This is a genomic window from Glutamicibacter endophyticus (assembly GCF_048457885.1).
GTDB classification, from domain to species: domain Bacteria; phylum Actinomycetota; class Actinomycetes; order Actinomycetales; family Micrococcaceae; genus Glutamicibacter; species Glutamicibacter endophyticus.
Map to the genome: position 1 here is coordinate 998,106 of NZ_CP174200.1, position 19,011 is coordinate 1,017,116.

Annotated in this window: 15 protein-coding genes; 11 read left to right on the forward strand and 4 right to left on the reverse strand. The window is 58.2% G+C overall.

Annotation, left to right across the window (positions count from 1 at the left end; all coding sequences use genetic code 11):
* Positions 1-148: 148 nt before the first annotated feature.
* The 8 genes from ACJD00_RS04760 to ACJD00_RS04795 all read left to right on the forward strand — a co-directional run bounded on the left by ACJD00_RS04760 (position 149) and on the right by ACJD00_RS04795 (position 12,136).
* On the forward strand, positions 149-1,780 hold the full coding sequence (locus ACJD00_RS04760; RefSeq protein WP_418909305.1) for a peptide ABC transporter substrate-binding protein: 1,632 nt from the start codon (positions 149-151) through the stop codon (positions 1,778-1,780).
* 159 nt (positions 1,781-1,939) lie between these two features.
* Entirely contained in the window at positions 1,940-2,866 is a 927-nt protein-coding gene (locus ACJD00_RS04765; protein WP_418908713.1) for an ABC transporter permease, read from the forward strand.
* Positions 2,859-3,869 carry an ABC transporter permease gene (locus ACJD00_RS04770; RefSeq protein ID WP_418908714.1) on the forward strand — a complete coding sequence of 337 codons (1,011 nt, stop codon included), beginning with the start codon at positions 2,859-2,861 and terminating at the stop codon, positions 3,867-3,869. The genes ACJD00_RS04765 and ACJD00_RS04770 overlap by 8 nt, the downstream gene beginning before the upstream one ends.
* A 2-nt stretch (positions 3,870-3,871) precedes the next feature.
* Positions 3,872-5,512: a dipeptide ABC transporter ATP-binding protein gene (locus ACJD00_RS04775; RefSeq protein WP_418908715.1), complete on the forward strand. Its 1,641-nt coding sequence runs from the start codon at positions 3,872-3,874 to the stop codon at positions 5,510-5,512.
* A gap of 424 nt (positions 5,513-5,936) precedes the next feature.
* Positions 5,937-7,739 (forward strand): ABC transporter family substrate-binding protein, encoded by a 1,803-nt coding sequence (locus ACJD00_RS04780; protein WP_418908716.1) that lies wholly within the window; start codon positions 5,937-5,939, stop codon positions 7,737-7,739.
* A 140-nt stretch (positions 7,740-7,879) separates the two neighbouring features.
* Positions 7,880-9,397 (forward strand): ABC transporter permease, encoded by a 1,518-nt coding sequence (locus ACJD00_RS04785; RefSeq protein ID WP_309408201.1) that lies wholly within the window; start codon positions 7,880-7,882, stop codon positions 9,395-9,397.
* 16 nt (positions 9,398-9,413) lie between these two features.
* Positions 9,414-10,463, forward strand: coding sequence for an ABC transporter permease (locus ACJD00_RS04790; RefSeq protein WP_418908717.1), 1,050 nt, complete (start codon positions 9,414-9,416; stop codon positions 10,461-10,463).
* Entirely contained in the window at positions 10,460-12,136 is a 1,677-nt protein-coding gene (locus tag ACJD00_RS04795) for an ABC transporter ATP-binding protein (protein WP_418908718.1), read from the forward strand. Before ACJD00_RS04790 ends, ACJD00_RS04795 begins: the two co-directional genes overlap by 4 nt.
* 55 nt (positions 12,137-12,191) lie before the next feature.
* Here the strand turns inward: ACJD00_RS04795 and ACJD00_RS04800 are convergent, their stop codons facing one another.
* From ACJD00_RS04800 to ACJD00_RS04815, 4 genes are all read right to left on the reverse strand, one after another.
* Positions 12,192-12,383 carry a hypothetical protein gene (locus ACJD00_RS04800; RefSeq protein ID WP_418908719.1) on the reverse strand — a complete coding sequence of 64 codons (192 nt, stop codon included), beginning with the start codon at positions 12,381-12,383 and terminating at the stop codon, positions 12,192-12,194.
* A gap of 29 nt (positions 12,384-12,412) precedes the next feature.
* Positions 12,413-13,603, reverse strand: coding sequence for an MFS transporter (locus ACJD00_RS04805; protein WP_418908720.1), 1,191 nt, complete (start codon positions 13,601-13,603; stop codon positions 12,413-12,415).
* A gap of 76 nt (positions 13,604-13,679) precedes the next feature.
* Positions 13,680-14,144 carry a GNAT family N-acetyltransferase gene (locus ACJD00_RS04810; RefSeq protein ID WP_418908721.1) on the reverse strand — a complete coding sequence of 155 codons (465 nt, stop codon included), beginning with the start codon at positions 14,142-14,144 and terminating at the stop codon, positions 13,680-13,682.
* A 65-nt stretch (positions 14,145-14,209) separates the two neighbouring features.
* Positions 14,210-14,824 carry a TetR/AcrR family transcriptional regulator gene (locus ACJD00_RS04815; protein ID WP_309408191.1) on the reverse strand — a complete coding sequence of 205 codons (615 nt, stop codon included), beginning with the start codon at positions 14,822-14,824 and terminating at the stop codon, positions 14,210-14,212.
* Between the two features lie 233 nt (positions 14,825-15,057).
* Here ACJD00_RS04815 and ACJD00_RS04820 point away from each other — a divergent pair, with 233 nt between their 5' ends.
* The 3 genes from ACJD00_RS04820 to ACJD00_RS04830 all read left to right on the forward strand — a co-directional run bounded on the left by ACJD00_RS04820 (position 15,058) and on the right by ACJD00_RS04830 (position 18,842).
* Positions 15,058-16,212 (forward strand): acyl-CoA dehydrogenase family protein, encoded by a 1,155-nt coding sequence (locus ACJD00_RS04820; RefSeq protein WP_418908722.1) that lies wholly within the window; start codon positions 15,058-15,060, stop codon positions 16,210-16,212.
* Between the two features lie 69 nt (positions 16,213-16,281).
* Positions 16,282-17,505 carry a 1-deoxy-D-xylulose-5-phosphate reductoisomerase gene (dxr, locus tag ACJD00_RS04825; protein ID WP_418909306.1) on the forward strand — a complete coding sequence of 408 codons (1,224 nt, stop codon included), beginning with the start codon at positions 16,282-16,284 and terminating at the stop codon, positions 17,503-17,505.
* Positions 17,502-18,842 (forward strand): site-2 protease family protein, encoded by a 1,341-nt coding sequence (locus tag ACJD00_RS04830; protein WP_309408188.1) that lies wholly within the window; start codon positions 17,502-17,504, stop codon positions 18,840-18,842. Before dxr ends, ACJD00_RS04830 begins: the two co-directional genes overlap by 4 nt.
* Positions 18,843-19,011 lie beyond the last annotated feature (169 nt).

The window sequence follows — 19,011 nt, forward strand, 5'->3', positions numbered from 1 at the left end:
TTTGCTCGAGGTGCTCACTGATTGAAAGTATTCATTAGTTGTTTCGTAATGTTTGTTGTAACCTCGTTCACGAAGTGCATTACCTCACCATCGTGTGTGACGCACTCGAAGAATGCTGGAAGGCAACTCTACTGTTGAGGAGATTATGATGCGGAACTCGCACGCATCGAAGGCGCTGGCTCTGTCCGCCGCCTTGGCGTTGACCCTGACCGCTTGCGGCGGCGGCAATGAAGCCGGCGGCAACGGCGGCGGAGGCGACACCAACAAGGTCATCACCGCCAACACCACTGAGCCGCAGCACGGTCTGCTGCCGGCAAACACCAACGAAGTTGGTGGCGGTCGCGTAATGGACATGATCTTCACCGGCCTCGTGAGCTACGACGCCAAGGGTAAGGTCGTCAACGAACTGGCCGAGTCCATCGAAACCGAGGATTCCCAGAACTACACGATCAAGATCAAGGCAGACCAGAAGTTCTCCGATGGTTCGCCAATCACCGCTTCCTCCTTCGTGGACGCGTGGAACTTCGGCGCAGCGGCGAAGAACGCTCAGCTGAACTCCTACTTCTTCGAGTCCATCAAGGGCTTTGACGAGGTGCAGGCTAAGGACGCCAAGGCCGATGTCATGGAGGGCCTGAAGGTTGTCGATGAGACCACCTTCACCGTCGAACTGTCCCAGCCCGAATCAGACTTCCCGCAGCGCTTGGGCTACACCGCCTTCTACCCGCTGCCGGAAGCCGCTTTCGACGATCCTGACGCCTTCGGCCAGAACCCGGTTGGCAACGGTCCGTACAAGTTGACCGAGTGGAACCACGACGTCAACCTCATGCTTGAGCCGAACGAGAACTACGACGGCCCGCGTGAAGCACAGAACGGTGGCATCAACTTCAAGGTGTACCAGTCGACTGAGGCTGCATACCAGGATCTTGTGTCCGACAACCTGGATGTGCTCGATCAGGTGCCCCCGATGAACCTGGCCCAGTACCGGGACGATCTGGGTGACCGCTCGGTGAACTCGCCGTACGCCGGTAACGCCACCATCACCATTCCGAGCTACTTGGATCACTTCAAGCAAGACGAAGAGGGTAACCTGCGTCGACAGGCCATCTCGATGTCAATCGATCGTCAGCAGATCATCGACAAGATCTACTACGGCGGCAAGGTCATCGCTAAGGACTTCACCGCTCCGGTGCTCGAAGGCTACAACGATGCACTTCCGGGTGCCGAGGTTCTGACCTACAACCCAGAAGAAGCCAAGAAGCGTTGGGCCGAGGCTGAGAAGATCTCGAAGTTTGGCGACAACGAGCTGACCATCGGTTTCAATGTCGATGGTGCCGGTAACAAGGAATACGTCGAGGCCGTGGTGAACCAGGTCAAGAACAACCTGGGCATCAACGTGGCACCGAAGCCATACACCTCCTTCAAGGAACTGCGTAACGAGGTCACCAAGTACAAGATGACCGGCGCGTTCCGCACCGGTTGGCAGGCTGACTACCCGTCGCTGTACAACTTCCTTGGCCCGCTTTTCGGCACCGACGCTGGTTCGAACGACGGAAAGTACTCCTCGGAGGAGTTCGACAAGGCACTATCCGAGGGCTTGGCTGCCAAGACCCCTGAGGAAGGCGCGGAAGTTTTCAACAAGGCACAGGAAATCCTGATGAAGGATCTGCCGGCTATCCCACTGTGGTACCAGGCAGTCCAGGGTGGCTGGAGCAACAACGTTGAGAACGTCACCTTTGGTTGGAACGGTGTGCCGCTCTACCAAGAAATCACCGGCAAGTAACTAGCCGGATCCGACTTGGGGCCAACTGGCTCCGAGTCTGAGAACTACGTCGAGGGAGACCCGAGGCTTTATCAGGGTCTCCCTTTGGCGTGTACCGTCGCCTCAATTCTCAGGATTCACCATGGATTACTCACGCTTCGCGTCTGGAAGTACGCTCTCATGATCAGTTTTGTGCTTAAACGATTCCTGCAACTGATCCCGGTCTTTATCGGGGCCACGTTGCTGGTTTACTTCTTGGTATTCGCCACTCCCGGAGATCCCATTGCGGCGCTCTCCGGTGGCAAGCCGATGTCACCGGCCGTCGAGGACGCGCTGCGGGCCCAATACAACTTGGACAAACCGTTCTGGGTCCAGTACGGCTTGTATCTCAAAAATCTCCTGACCTTCGACTTGGGCATGTCATTCTCCGGGCAGGAAGTACGCGACCTCGTAGCACGAGCGTTCCCCGTAACCGCACGCCTGGCCGTGATCGCCATTGCCATCGAAGCCGTCTTCGGCATCATCTTCGGTGTCATCGCCGGTATGCGTAAGGGCAAGATCTTCGACTCCACCGTTCTCGTGCTGTCGCTGCTGGTGATTGCTGTACCGACCTTCGTACTCGGTTTCGTGTTGCAGGTAGTGATCGGTGTCCAGCTTGGATGGGCTAAACCAACTGTTTCCGGTCAAGCTACCTGGGGCGAGTTGATCCTTCCCGGCCTGGTGCTTGGTCTAGTTTCCTTCGCGTACGTTTTGCGCCTGACGCGTACGTCCGTAATTGAAAATAAGACCGCAGACTATGTCCGTACAGCTACTGCCAAGGGTCTGAGTCGTCCACGCGTTATCACCGTGCACATTCTGCGCAACTCGCTGATTCCTGTCGTGACCTACTTGGGTGCCGACCTTGGTGCGCTCATGGGTGGCGCGATTGTCACCGAGGGTATCTTCAACGTGCCCGGTATCGGCAACCTATTGTTCAAGGCGATTCGCATGGGTGAAACGCCGACCGTGGTAGCCATCGTTGGCGTGCTCGTGATTATTTTCGTTATCGCTAACCTCGTCGTGGATATGCTCTACGCCCTGCTTGACCCGAGGATCCGTTATGCCTGAGAATCTGACTCCTAATCCAGAGGCCGGTGCTCCCCGCGGCAAACGCGAGGGAAAGGTCTCCAACTACAAGATCGAGCACTTCGTCGCTCCGATTAGTGAAACGCCACTTCAAGGCGTCGATGCGGTAAAGGAAACCGGTAAGCCGCTGTCCATGTGGGCTGAGGCGTGGAGGTCGCTACGCAAGCGCCCGCTGTTCATCGTCTCGTCCATTCTGATTGCGGCGATTATCGTTGTTGCTGCCTTGCCGAACCTTTTCAGCTCGGTAGACCCCACCCTTTGCGTTCTTGGAAACTCCAACGGACCGGCAGCATCCGGACACCCGATGGGATTCAATTTCCAGGGCTGCGATATCTACTCGCGAGCTATACACGGGACGCGAGCGTCGTTGATGGTGGGCGTGTTCACCACTATCTTGACAGTGCTTCTAGGCACGACCATTGGCGCCCTTGCCGGGTACTACGGTGGCTGGTTGGATGCCATTCTGGCCCGTGTTGGTGACGTGTTCTTCGCATTGCCGCTCATCCTTGGTGCCATCATCATGATGCAGCTGCCGCTGTTCCGTGAAAATAAGAGTCCATGGACGGTTATTGTCACCCTGGCCGTGTTCGGTTGGCCACAGATCGCTCGTATCGCCCGCGGTGCCGTCATCGAGGTGCGTAACGCAGACTTCGTGACTGCCTCGCGAGCTTTGGGGCTTTCCCGTTTCAAGGCGTTGCTACGCCACGTTATCCCTAACTCGTTGGCACCGATCATCGTCGTGTCGACGGTGAACCTCGGAGTCTACATTGTCGCCGAGGCGACACTGTCCTTCCTTGGCGTCGGATTGCCCCACGAGATTATGAGTTGGGGCAACGATATCGCAGCGGCCCAGACGCAGCTGCGTAGCAACCCAATGGTCCTGATGTGGCCAGCATTGTTCCTGTCCGTTACCGTCCTGAGCTTCATCATGCTCGGTGACGCAGTGCGCGATGCACTGGATCCTAAAGCACGTAAGGGGGCCTAGCGATGAGCGAAGTAAGTGCTCCTAAGCCGTTGTTGGAGATTAAGGATCTGGCGATCACCTTTTCCACTCCCGAAGGACCGGTTAACGCGGTTCGCAACGCCAATCTCACGGTGATGCCGGGCGAAACTGTGGCGATCGTGGGGGAATCGGGCTCGGGTAAATCCACCACGGCTCTCTCTGCCATTGGGCTCCTGCCGGGCAACGGCAAGGTGTCCGCTGGGCAGATCTTGTTTGATGGCGAGGATCTGGCTAAAGCACCAGAAAAGCGATTCGTCGAACTGCGCGGTAACCACATCGGTATGGTGCCGCAGGACCCGATGAGTAACCTGAACCCGGTGTGGAAGATCGGCTTTCAGGTCAAGGAGACTCTGAAAGCCAATGGGTTAGCGGGGGATAAGCCCAACGAACGTGTGGCGCAGGTGCTGGCGGATGCAGGGCTACCGAATCCGGCGGCTCGTGCAAAACAGTATCCGCACGAGTTCTCCGGTGGTATGCGCCAGCGTGCACTGATCGCCATCGGCCTTGCTTGCCGCCCACGGCTCTTGATTGCCGATGAACCGACCAGCGCGTTGGACGTTACGGTGCAGCAGCAGATCTTGGATCACTTGGATACCATGACCAGCGAGCTGGGTACTGCCGTGCTCTTGATTACGCACGACTTGGGCTTGGCCGCAGAGCGCGCCGAAAAGGTCATCGTCATGTATAAGGGCCAGGTCGTCGAGTCCGGCCCCGCGTTGGAGCTGTTGCGTAACCCCCAGCACCCCTATACCAAGCGTCTGATCAACTCGGCACCGTCATTGGCAGCGAAGCAGGGTGTTGAGGTCAAGGCTCCTCACGAAGAACAGGCTGCTAAGAACGACAACGTGCTGGAGGTCAAGGATCTCACCAAGGTCTTCGATATCCGTAAGGGCTTTGGGCGCAAGGATAAATTCACCGCGGTCGACAAGGTTTCCTTTGCGGTTCCTCGCGGAACTACGACCGCTGTTGTCGGTGAGTCGGGTTCGGGAAAGTCCACCATCGCCCAGATGGTGTTGAACCTGCTCGAACCGACCAGTGGTGAAATTACCTTCGACGGTCAAAAAATGAGCAAGCTCTCCGAGAAGGAACTGTTCAAGTTCCGTCGTAGGGTGCAGCCCATTTTCCAGGACCCCTATGGCTCATTGGATCCGATGTATTCGATCTACCGCACGATCGAAGAGCCTTTGCGTATTCACGGTATCGGTTCTACTGCTGAGCGTGAGAAGAAGGTTCGAGAGCTGCTGGACCAGGTTTCCATGCCTGCTTCGACTATGCACCGTTTTCCGAATGAGCTTTCCGGCGGACAGCGTCAGCGTATTGCCATCGCGCGCGCTCTGGCGCTTCAGCCAGAAATGATCGTTTGCGATGAAGCGGTCTCCGCGCTCGACGTGCTGGTGCAGGCTCAGGTCCTGGAACTGCTACAGCAGCTGCAGGACGAGCTTGGCTTGACGTATCTGTTCATCACTCACGACTTGGCTGTCGTGCGTCAGATCGCGGACGACGTGGTCGTGATGGAGCGCGGCAAGATGGTGGAGCATGCATCCACCGATGAAGTGTTCACGAGTGCGCAGAGCGACTACACACGCAACCTGCTCAACGCCATCCCGGGTGCAACTTTGCTGTAAACGGCACGGTGTCGCGTCCGTATCAGGGGCCATGGTTCTTCAGAACCATGGCCCCTTTTTGCATGCTCCACCGGAATATTCAGCAAATGTTTCGTGTATGACGCGCCCCCGCATGAATGTTGCAAAAACGTTATAAACCTCTTTGGGTGTCGACCAAGTCAATGCCCGATTCTGATTGAATTTTCCCAATGTGAAAGAGATCCTTGATTTCTCGGGGCAGTGAGCCGGGTCTCAGTCACTGAGGTCAAATGTTGCGTGGGTCACGATGCCGTTATCTACGGTTGGAGAGTAAATGTGAAGCGGATTTTTCTATATCCAACGCCACAAAAAGTGGTTACTCTATAGTCCAAGGAGCATTCATGTGATGTGCTCCACACTGGGTGTATTTACCCGAAAGCTCGTCCATTCACTTCAAGGAGGCGAAATGCGGATGCAACGCGTTTCGAAAGCGGTAGCGGTTGGCGCTGCCATGGCATTGGCACTGTCCGCATGTGCCCCAGGCGGTCCGGGTGATTCCAACCCGACGGCCACCGATTCGGCTGGCGGCGGCAACGGCGCCGAGGTAACCAACAGCGGCCTTGCGGACTTGGGTGATGTCACGACCAAGGATGACACCATCAAGGTGACCGTCGGTGCGCCGGAGTTCATCAGCTACAACGGCTTCACTCCAAACACGTACTCCACCTACAACTCGTCCATCACCGACCGTATGTTTGCAGGGTTCACCTACTTCGGTACCGATGGAACGATCTACCCCAACGAAGACCTCGGTAGCTTCGAAAAGATCAGCGATGACCCGCTGACCATCAAGTACACCATCAACGAGAACGCCAAGTGGTCCGACGGCACCCCGATCACCACTGCCGACGCCGTGTTGGCCTGGTCGGTGCAGAACCTGAACCTGAACAAGGGTTCCAAGGACAAGCCGCTGTTCTCGTCGGTCTCCACCGATCTGGGCGACACCGTGCCCAAGGGCCCGCAGGGCGCCGCCGACTCCAAGGAATTCACCGTGGAGTTCAAGGATCCGGATCCGGACTGGCAGATTCAGAGCTGGATGATCCACCCGGCGCATATCGTGGCCAAGAAGGGTGGTCTCACGACCGAAGAGTTCGTTGAGGCAGCTCGCGCTGGCGATTCCAAGAAGCTGGAGAAGGCCGCCAAGTTCTGGAACGAAGGCTGGATGACTAAGCCAGGTACCCTGCCTGACGAAGCCGATATGCCGGTTTCCGGTCCGTACAAGCTCGATTCGTGGAAGGCCGGCGAGTCGGTCACCTTGACCGCGAACGAGGATTACTACGGCACGCCAGCGGCGACCAAGAACCTGACCTTCCGCTTCGTGGAGGACGCTGCAATGGTGCAGGCCCTGCAGAACAAGGACTTGGATGTCATCAACCCGCAGCCGACGGTTGACACCCTTGCTCAGCTTCAGGGCTTGGGCGATGCTGTAAACATCCAGCAGGGCGACACCTTGACCTGGGAGCACTTGGACTTCAACTTCGCTAAGGGCAATGCCTTCACCAACCTCGAACTGCGCAAGGCTTTCGCCATGTGCGTTCCGCGTCAGCAGATCGTGGATAACCTGATCAAGCCGCTGAACCCAGAGGCTAAGGTCATGAACGCCCGCGAGGTCTTCCCCTTCCAGGAGAGCTACCAGGAAGTTGTGGACGCAGCCTATGACGGCCGCTACGACGAGGTGGACATCGAAGGTGCTAAGAAGATCCTCGAAGAGCAGGATGCGGTGGGCACCGAAGTGCGAATCGGTTACTCCAAGCCGAACGAGCGTCGTACCAATGAGGTCGCAGCCATCAAGTCGTCCTGTGATCAGGCAGGCTTCGAAGTGAAGGACGCCGGTGATCCGAAGTTCTTCGCACCGGGCGGAACCCAGGATCGTGGAGACTACGAAGTAGCACTGTTCGCTTGGGCTGGTTCGGGCCAGATCTCTTCGGGCCAGAACATTTACGGCACCGGCAAGCCGCAGAACTATGGTAAGTACTCCAACGAGCAGGTCGACGCCGAATGGGCCACCCTAGCTTCTTCGCTGGACCCGGCCGTCCACAAGGAACAGGTCAAGAAGATCGAGAAGCTGCTCTGGGATGACCTCTACGGTATTCCGGTCTTCGCCCACCCGGGCCTGAGCGCTTCCGGTTCCGATATCAACAATGTCCGCCACACGGCAACCCAGGATCAGATCGTCTGGAACGCCCAGCAGTGGGTGCGTGCCGAGTAGGCCCACGGGGCTAAAACGCATTCATCGACTGTGAGCGCCCGCGGGGCCCGATCATCATCGGGCCCCGCGGCGTGTCTAGCCTCCTCCCATCGGGGGAGACGGTGCGCTCAAGGTGAGAAGAAAAAGAGGACTAAAAAACCGTGTGGAAGTTCATTCTTAAGAGATTAGGCTCGGCGATCGGCGTACTGTTTGGCGCCTCGCTCCTGCTCTATATCCTGGTCATCAATGCCGGTGACCCGCTCAGTGACCTGCGCGAGAGTAACGCAGAAAATCGCGAGTACTTGATGCAACAGCGCATCGACTACATGAATCTCGAGCAGCCGTGGTACCTGCGCTATTGGACCTGGTTGACCGGGGCCTCGCGTTGCATCATCGGTCAATGCGACCTAGGCCGAAATATCAACGGTATTGAGGTCGCCGACCTACTAGGGAACGCGGCATCGTCTACGCTGCGCTTGGTATTCCTTGCAACCGTTATCGCCGCCATTCTCGGTATTGCGATCGGCGTACTTACGGCCGTGCGACAGTATTCGGGTCTTGACTACCTCGTGACCTTTTTGACCTTCCTGTTCTTCTCACTGCCGGTGTTCTGGGCCGCAGTGTTGCTGAAGGAATTCTTAGCGATCGGCTACAACAACTGGTTGGCCAATCCGCAGATATCAATCGGCACGAGTATCGCCATTGGCGTGGTGCTGGGCTTGATACTCCAAATGTTCTTAGGCGGCTCGCTTAAGCGCCGTGGGATCACCTTCATTATCACTGCGGTGTTCGTACCGCTGATCCTGCAGTACACCCTCTGGCTGAATTTCTACCGGTACCCGCAGATGGGACCGGCAGTGATCGTCGTACTGACCGTATTGCTGGCGTTGAGTGCCACTGCCATGAGCGTAGGCATGAAGGAGAAGAAGGTGCTGTATCCGGCACTGATCTCTGCCGCGCTCGTCTTGGTTGCTTACTACGCCACCTTCTCACTGCTGCAAAACGCCAACGCTTGGGTGTTGATCTTCGGGGCAATCCTCTCCGTTGTCATTCCGGGTCTGGTTGGTTGGTTCATGGGCGGACGACTCAAGCGGATCGCCGCCGGTGTTTCGGTAACCGTTGGGTTTGTCGGTGCCGGTCTGACCGTTATTGACCACCTCTTCCGAGCATGGCCCGGTTTCCTCGAGGTCAAGGGGCGACCAATCGCTACCATCGGGTCCTCGACGGCGAACCTCAAAGGCACCTTCTGGGATCACTTCCTAGACAACGCAACCCAGCTGCTGTTGCCGACAATCCTGCTGGCAATTATTTCCTTGGCTAGCTACTCGCGTTACACCCGGTCCTCGATGCTCGAAGTTCAGCAGCAGGATTACATCCGAACTGCACGTTCTAAGGGTTTGAGCGAGCGTACCGTGATTTTCCGTCACGCCTTCCGCAATGCCTTGATTCCGATCGCCACGATCGCAGCTTTCGACTTTGCCGGATTGATCGGCGGCGCCGTCATTACCGAAAGCGTCTTTGGCTGGAAAGGCATGGGCGAACTGTTCATCACTGGCCTGCGTGCCGTCGACCCGGCACCTGTGATGGCCTTCTTCTTAGTGACGGGTACAGCTGCCGTGCTCTTCAACCTGCTGGCCGATATTGTCTACGCACTGCTCGACCCGCGGATCCGGGTCTAGGGAATAGGGACATCTGATGACTAACACGAATAATAAGATGCCGGAAAACCTGACATCCCTTGCCGAGCTCGAGGACGCGAAGCTCGCTAGTTCAGACGAGCAGTCGAAGAGCCAGTCTCAGATCGTTTGGGGACGATTCCTGCGGCATAAGCCGGCGATGTTTTCCTCGATCCTGCTGATCGTCATCGCGATTATCGCCTTCACCTCTATTGGTTATGGGCCACTTCCGGGTTGGTGGAAGGCCAGCTACTTGGAAGCCGGTGTTGTGGTCGATGGCGGTAAGCCGACCCTCTCATTGCTTCCCACGTGGCTTGGGGGCTCGGGCATCCAATGGGGTGAGCACCCATTTGGTCAGGACTCGGTGGGTAAGGACTACTTCGCCCTCGTAATGAACGGCACCCAAAAGTCGCTGATCATTGCCTTCGTCGTGGGTATCGTCGCCACTTTCATCGGGGCGATCATCGGCGCGTTGGCCGGTTACTTCCGCGGCTGGGTCGACGAGGTCCTGATGCGAATTACCGACCTGTTCATCGTGATCCCGTTGCTGGTTCTGGCAGCTGTTCTGGGACAGATCGCGAGCTCCTCCTCGGGGTCGATCATCCTTCTGGCGCTCGTGCTGGGCCTGGTGACCTGGACCGGTCTTGCCCGTCTGGTTCGCGGTGAAATCCTGTCGTTACGTGAACGCGAGTATGTGGCCGCGGCGCAGGCAATGGGGTCTAAGACCTCGCGAGTGATTTTCAAGCACCTGCTTCCGAACACGATCGGCGTCATTGTCGTCAATGCGACCTTTGCGATCGCAGGCGCGATCTTGCTCGAGTCCTCGCTGTCCTTCCTAGGCTTCGGTGTACAGCCACCAGAGTCGTCGCTGGGTCTGCTGATTAGCCAGTACCAGAATGCGTTTACCACCCGCCCATGGCTCTTCTGGTGGCCGGGCATGATCATTGTGGCAATCGCATTGAGTGTGAACTTCTTGGGTGATGGTCTTCGAGATGCCTTCGACCCCCGCCACACCGGACATCGCCGAGGCCTCTTTAGCTTCCTGAAGAACCGAAAGGATCGGGCATGAGCACGATGAATGAAGAAAACTATGCCCTGAGCTTCGACGATTTGAAGGTCACCTTCGAAACTTCGGGACCCGAAGTACAAGCCGTCAAGGGCTTGAGCCTGCAGGTGCGTCCCGGCGAAGTCGTTGCGTTGGTCGGTGAATCGGGGTCAGGTAAATCGGTGACCTCCACCGCCGCCATGGGTCTGCTGCCGTCGAACGCCAAAATTACCGGTGAAGCCAAGGTCGGAAACGTCAATGTGGTCGGCCTCGACCAGGGCAAGATGCGCAAGATGCGCGCCACCGATATTGCCATGGTTTTCCAGGAGCCGATGACGGCACTGAACCCGGTGCTGACCATTGAACGGCAGTTAACCGAGGCCTTGGAACTTCACGGCATCGCCTACGGTGGCGAGGCCACCAACCGGGCGATCGAATTGCTCACCATGGTCGGGATCCCCGACCCGGCCAAACGCATCAAGCAGTACCCACACCAGTTCTCCGGTGGTCAGCGTCAGCGCATCGTCATCGCGATGGCGATCTCCTGTGACCCTCGGGTAATCATTGCCGATGAGCCAACGACCGCACTGGACGTGACGGTGCAGGCCGAAATTCTTGATCTGCTCCGTGAGCTGAAGGACCGCCTGAATACCGGCATCCTACTGATCACCCACAACATGGGTGTGGTGGCCGATATGGCCGATCAGGTGGCCGTGATGTTCCAAGGAAACTTGGTGGAAACCGGTAGCGTCGATCAAGTGCTGATGAACCCGCAGCACGAGTACACCCAGCGTCTGCTGGCCGCGGTTCCGCGGCTGACGCCGGTTGAGATCGATGAGACGGCCACCCATACCAGCGCCACGGCGCCGGCAGGGCGTGAGCTGGTGCTCGAGGCCAAGGATCTTGTGCTTGAATACGATATGCGCGGTTCGACCTTCCGTGCTGTGGAGAATGTTTCCTTCAATGTGGCCAAGGGCGAAGTGCTGGGCATCGTGGGAGAATCCGGTTCCGGTAAGTCGACGATTGCCAAGGCCGTTCTCGGGTTGTTACCGGTGGCCGAGGGCACTCTGGCGGTCAAGGGGCATAACCTGCCGAAGCTGTCCCCGAAGGAGGCCCGCAAGATCCGCAAGGACATTGGGGTGATCTTCCAGGATCCTGCGGCCTCGTTGAATCCTCGTTTCCCTATCGGTGAGTGCATTACCGAGCCGATGGTCGTGCACAAGGTTGGCACGAAGCAAGAGCGTATCAACCGTGCCTTGGAACTGCTGGATGCAGTGAAGCTACCGCGCAACGTGATCAACCGTTATCCACACGAGTTATCCGGTGGCCAGCGCCAGCGTATCTGCATTGCCCGAGCCTTGACGATGAATCCCGAACTGTTGATCGCCGATGAGCCAACCAGTGCGCTGGATGTCTCGGTGCAGGCGGTGGTTCTGGAGATGTTGCAGGACTTGCAACGGGACTTCAACTTCGCCTGCCTGTTCGTCAGTCACGACCTTGCCGTGGTCGACATGCTGGCTGACTACGTTGTGGTGATGCAAAGCGGAAAGGCTGTTGAGCAGGGTCCGGTGAAAGACGTGCTCCATGCGCCACAACATGACTACACCCGTCGGCTGTTGGCCGCCGCGCCGGTACCGGATCCGGTGCTACAGGCCGAGCGTCGCGCCGCGTGGCGCGAGCTGAACGCCACGAAGTAGTCACGTCGAAAACTAAGATGATCTCGGTCCTTGGGGGCCGAGATCATCTTTTTTGTTAGCGATTGCGGTAGGCGGCACGCCCTCGTTCAATGTCGCGGCGCATGTCGCGCAGCGCCTGAGCGACTTCTGGATCGCTGCCTTCGAGCCGGTCGGCCTTAGAATCCCAGCTTCGGTAGAGGCCGAGGCAGACGGGTAGCGCACACAACACGATGATGCTGATCAGGATGATGATTGAGGCCAGATCCATGAACTACTCCTGTGAACGTTGGGGATTTGTCAGGCGGTTACTACGGGTTTGGTCTGCGCCGTGCGCCGGTAGTTGCGTAGCACAAGCCCGAGCGCACCGAGCACCGCGGCGAGGGCGCAGACTCCCGAGAGCGTCACGATGAGTTGCTCTGATTCGATCAGGAACCCAGGCGTTCCAGCGAGGTAGCCGAGGGCAACCATGCTGTTGATCAGCATCGTGACATAGGCCCAGGCGGCGCCGTGTCGTTCCTGGGGAACGAGCCGATAGATAGCGTTGCGTAGACCGAGATTGTGCATGCCGTTGCCATACCCGCCGATAAGGAAAGCCACGCCGATGGCCACCGCATTGGGCCACAGCCCTTCGAGGGTGATGGCAGCGCCGATCAGCCCGGCTCCCAGAAGCACCGGGAGCGAAACCCGCTGCCCCAGAAGCTTTCCGCCAGCGCTCAACGAGCCCAAAACTGCACCTACCGACCAGAGACCCAAGAGCATGCCGTAGACCGTGTCATTGGGCGAAATGGCCCGCAGGTAGAAAACGCCGGACACTGCCTCGGTCGAGGTAAAGAACACCACGGCGGCGATCGGGACCAACAGAATTCTTAAGGTGCCGTTGCTCGTTAGCACTCGCGCCCCGCGAAGGCCGGTGAATGGCTCAGGAACATCCGAGTTATATGCAGTGGATTGCGAGCGCAGGAGGAACCAAGCCACTACGGCAAAGAACAGGAAACTTCCGGCATTGACGAGGAGCAGGGGACGTAGGCCCCACAGGTCATAGCCGAGAGCTGCCAACGCGGGGGAGAGGATCCCGGCCAAGGACCCAGCCGCAACGAGGAGGCTACTAGCGCGGGCCAGACTGAAGCTGCCTCGAATCTCGGGAATCAATTTGAAAACGGCCGACGAACTAAAAACTGCGCAAATACTGGCCACACACATTCCAGCGAGGCTGACCCAGATACTGTCGAGTGCCGCCATGAGGGTAAAGACCAGCGCATGGCACAGTAGTGTCGCCAGCCACAGACCCCGTACCCGCTGTCCGTCAACCCAGCGGCCAAGCCACGGGGCGGCGAGGATGGGCGGGATGAGGCCAGCCAGAAAAAGGGCGCTGACACCCCAAGAACCGAGTTCATCGGCGGCGGCAAGGGTCAGCGCGAACATGGCTAAACCGTCGCCAATCAATGAGCAGAAGGCTAGCGCGATAAACAGGAGGTACTTTGCGTGCATACACTGCCTCCGAGTTAACGCACAGACGCCGAACCCGAGGCTCGGGGTTCGGCGTCTGCTCCGTGCAATGTGCGGATTAGTTGTCGAGCTGCAGAATGATCTCGGTGACCACTTCGGCGCGGGCATTCGAGAAAATCTGCTCAGTGCCGACCTGGCGGAAACCGCGACGCTCAAGTACCTTCAGCGAGCCCAGGTTGTCCTGAACCACGTGGGCGACCAGCGGACGCTTGGTGTATTCGGCAAGGAAAGCATCCACGGCGCTGGTGGTGATGCCCTTGCCCCAGAACTTCGTGGAGGTCCAGAAGTTGATTTCTGGGGTGTCGCCCTCAAAGACCAGAATTGAACCGGCAACCTGGCCTTCATGTTCGATGGTGCGCACGATGACACTTGGATCATTCAGAATCGAATTCCAGTGGTGGTCAAAAACGGCGCGATCCGATGGGTTGCGTGCCTGGTAGGCGGCCATCAGATTGGCTTCCGGCTCCTGCTGGTGAGCGAAGAACTCATCCAAGTCGGACGGGCGGACTTCACGTAGTTCCACGAGAAGGACCTTTCGTACGTTGGGGGCGCGAATAATTCACACCATGGGTAAGGGGGCGCTGAGATCTAGCCTACCGGTGTTGCTAAGGCCGCGAGAGCCATCTGCGTGAGTAAGGCCTTCATACCTGATTTTTTAGTCCGCGGGGAGTGTGCCGAATGGGCCGTGGAATTCAACAGTCCAAAGACCGCATGGGCGCGGAATCGGTGCGATGGCGCGGTTGCCTCGGGGTGGAGCTTGGCCAACTGCGCGGTCCACAGGCCGATATAGGCATTCTGTAACTTTCGGACCAATTGCAGTTCACTTTTCGGCAATGACTTTAAGTCGCGATCCTGTACCTGAAGTATGTCGGGGCGCGAGAGCGAAAAATCGGTGTGAAAGTCCACCAGCCGGGCCAGCACCTCCATGGGTTCGCCGCCATCTTCGGTTGCCTTGAGCCCGCCGTCGTAGATGTCTTTCGACATGTCCACGAGCAACGCGATGAGCACCGCCTGCTTGCCAGCGAAGTGGCGATATACCGCCGGCCCCGAGATCCCGCAGGCAGCACCGAGGTCTTCGAGTGAAACTCCGGCGTAGCCGTGTAACGCAAAGAGCCGGGTGGCTTCGCGCAGTAACGCTTCGCGTCGTTCGGCCTTGGCCCGCTCACGTTCGGTGGGCTCATTCGTAGCTTGGTAGCGACTCATGGCTTCAACTCCTTTTCACGGGCCGACTATGGACAACTGTGATGCGCGCCACTAGTGTCGGAAACGCGGCCACAAGCCAAGTAGTTAATCGAAATTAACCATACGCGGTGAACGGAGTCACTCGAAACCCATTCGTGGATTTTGCGCTCCAGACACCACCACCTGCCGAAATCGGTGCCACTGAAGACCTCAGACGGCGGCCGGAGGCCCGGAAAAACTAGGAGATAGCCATCATGCTGGACCTTGAACTGGACGAGCACTACCAGGATCTGGTGAACGTCGTCAGGGAATTCGCCAACGAAGTCGTTGCCCCGCGCAGCGCACACCACGATGCCACCCACACCTTCCCCTATGAGATTGTGGCGCAGATGGGCGAATTGGGTCTCTTTGGGTTGCCAATCGGAGAAGAATTCGGCGGCATGGGCGGCGATTACTTTGCCCTTGCGCTCGCACTCGAGGAACTTGGGCGAGTCGATCAGTCGGTCGCGATTACGCTCGAAGCCGGGGTCTCCTTGGGGGCCATGCCCATTTACCGTTTCGGAAACCAAGAGCAGAAGGAACGCTGGCTGCCCGACCTTGCGGCCGGAAAGTCGCTGGCAGGCTTTGGTCTCACCGAACCCGGAGCCGGATCCGACGCTTCGGCGACCCGCACCAAGGCCGAATTAGTCGACGGGCACTGGAACATCACCGGCTCCAAGGAATTCATTACCAATTCCGGAACGGACATTACCTCGCTGGTAACCGTCACCGCGGTGACGGGCATGGACGAACAAACCGGCCGCAAAGAGATCTCTACCCTGATCGTGCCCTCGAAGACACCTGGCTTCACCGTTGAGCCGGCCTACGACAAAGTGGGGTGGCGAGCCAGTGACACGCACCCGCTGACCTTCAACGATGCGCAAGTTCCCGAAGACCATCTTCTCGGTGTCCGTGGTCGAGGCTATGCCCACTTCCTCGAGATTCTCGATGAGGGACGCATCGCCATTGCCGCACTGGCCACCGGTGCCGCACAGGGCTGCCTGGATGAAGCCACACAGTACGCCAAAGACCGCACCAGCTTTGGTGCACCGATCGGCAGTTATCAGTCCGTGTCCTTTACGATCGCCCGAATGGCATCTCGCGTACACACCGCACGGCTGGCCTACTATGCTGCCGCCGCAAAGATGCTGGCCGGCAAGGATTTCAAGGTCGAAGCCGCCCACGCGAAGCTTATCGCCAGTGAAGCGGCCATGGACAACGCTCGAGACGCCACCCAAATCTTCGGTGGCTACGGTTTCATTAACGAATCTCTAGTGGCGCGGCACTATCGCGACTCGAAAATCCTTGAAATCGGGGAAGGTACCAGCCAAGTGCAGCTGATGCTGATCGCGCGCAGTCTGGGGCTCTAACCGTTCGGGGCCCTGGGTTATCCACCGGACGCATGGATGCTTTGGAAGCACACAGGAGCACGGGGAATAATTGATCGGGTGAGCACCCAAGAACCATTCGTCGTTGCCCAGCATCCGCGTCGTGTCATCCTTCTGGGATCTACCGGATCGGTCGGAACCCAAGGACTGGACGTGATTGCCCAGGCCCCCGAGCTTTTTACTGTCGCTGCGCTCGCCGGAGGTTACAACCTCACGCTGCTGGCCAAACAGGCGGTTGCCTTCCGCCCGGAGCTTGTTGGCTGCGCCCACGAAGATATCGACGCTCTAGCTCAGGCCATTGAGTCCGCAGCGGCGGCGGCCGGTGTCGCAAACTATCGCCCGCAGCTGCTCGCCGGGTCGCATGCGGCATCTGAGGTCGCCCGGTACGACCAAGCTGACGTGGTCCTCAACGGCATCACCGGGGCCATTGGTTTGGCACCGACCTTGGCTGCTCTCGATGCGGGCCATCTGTTGGCGCTGGCGAATAAGGAGTCGCTGATCATCGGGGGAGAAGTGGTCAAGCGAGCCGCTGCCCCCGGGCAGATCGTCCCCGTAGATTCCGAACATTCGGCCTTGGCCCAAGCACTTCGCGGGGGGAGTTCCGACGAGGTGTCCAAACTTATTGTGACCGCTTCGGGTGGACCCTTCCACGGCTACTCGCAAGCACAACTGGCAGATGTAACTCCCGAACAAGCACTGGCGCACCCGACGTGGGATATGGGCCGAGTCATCACCACCAATTCGGCGAGCATGGTCAACAAAGCACTTGAGGTAATTGAGGCGCATCTGCTCTTCGACATCCCCTTGGAACGAATTGAAGCAGTGGTGCACCGTCAGTCGATGGTGCATTCCATGGTCGAGTTCATTGACGGTTCTACCCTGGCGCAGGTCTCACCGCCGGATATGCGCTTGCCGATTGCTTTGGGAATGAATTGGCCCCACCGTGTTTCAGCGGCCGCCGCAGCCTGCGACTTCAGCCAAGCCGCCACTTGGACCTTTGAGCCGCTGGATGAAGAAGTTTTCGGAGCTATCCGTTTGGCCAAGCGTGCAGCGGCCAGCTCGCCGACCCACATGGCCGTCTACAACGCGGCCAACGAGGTGGCGGTCGATGCGTTCCACGATCGACTCATTAGGTTCAGCGATATAGTGCCGACCATCGAGCGAGTCCTGGAGAACTACACTCCGGTGGCCGCCGAGCCCAGTCTCGAATTGGTATTGGACACCGATCGGTGGGCCCGAACCCACGCAACCCAACTGCTTAAGGAGAATGCATGAGCACCCTCTTGTTCCTCGGCGGTGTGTTGTTCATGGTGATTGCCGTCGCCGCCTCCATCGCTCTGCACGAAATCGGTCACTTGATCCCGGCCAAGAAGTTCGGGTTGCGGGTGCCGCAGTACATGATCGGCTTCGGCAAAACGCTTTTCTCCGTGCGCCGCGGAGAGACCGAATATGGGGTGAAAGCTATTCCGCTGGGTGGCTACATTTCCATGGTTGGAATGTATCCGCCGCGCGAGGAGAAAGTTTCGGAGAGCAAACCGAACCTCTTCACGCGCATCTTCGGTCAAATGATTGATGACGCGCGGTCACAAGCCAACGAACAAGTGCGGCAGGAAGATGCTGGCCGCATGTTCTACGAGCTTCCGATCTACAAGCGTGTGATCATCATGCTCGGCGGCCCGTTGATGAACTTGATCATCGGCACCGTCGCTCTTGGCATCGTACTAGTTGGTTTCGGTGTTCCCACCGCTACCACCACCGTCTCGGAGGTCTATCAGTGCATTGCTAGTGCGCAGAATACGGACGCTACGGAATGCACTGCGGACGATACTCCCGCCCCGGCGTACCAGGCCGGGTTGCGCCCCGGGGACACCATCACCTCGATCAATGGAACTGCCGTTGCACGCGATGCGTGGTACGAGCTAACCGATGTAATTAGGGATCATCCCGACACCCCGGTGTCGCTAACCTACGAACGTGATGGCGTCAGCCACGACACCACGCTGACTCCGTACCTCACCGATCGTCCGGTTCTGGATAAGGACGGATATGTCATCAACGGTGAAGATGGTCAGCCCAAGATGGCCCAGGTGGGTTTCGTCGGGATGAGCTCACAAATTCAGAACGTCTCCCAACCCATCTGGGAGGTCCCGGCACAGGTTGGTGACCAGCTACTGCGCATCGGCAACATCATCTTGCACCTGCCGCAACGCATGGTCGATGTCGCCCAAGCGGCATTCGGGAGCGAAGAGCGCGATCCCAACGGGCCGGTGTCGGTCGTCGGCGTCGGCCGTCTGGCCGGCGAAATCAACTCTACGGACGCGCTGAACCTCGAAGAAAAGACCGCGACGCTCATCTCACTGGTCGGCGGATTGAACTTGGCGCTCTTCGCCTTCAACCTGATTCCGCTACTCCCATTGGATGGTGGACATGTCGCCGGAGCGCTCTACGAGGGGCTAAAGCGGATGGTGGCTAAACTTCGCGGAATACGGCAGGTCAAACCGGTGGATACCATCAAGATGCTGCCGGTTACCTATGTGGTGGTAATCGCCATGCTGGTGATGGGCGGTCTGCTGATCTACGCGGATATTTTCAAACCCATTACACTCTTCTAGTCATCGACGAGCCTCGAGCCGGTAACCGCACCGGATCGAGGCTCGCTCGTTTTAACCTCACCACTCGATGCAATGACAGCAAGGTCATGACCGTGGGAGGAAACAGAGCGCACAGGATACGCGACAAGCACCCATCTCAAAGGAGCATGGTCGGGCGGGACCTCTGCCA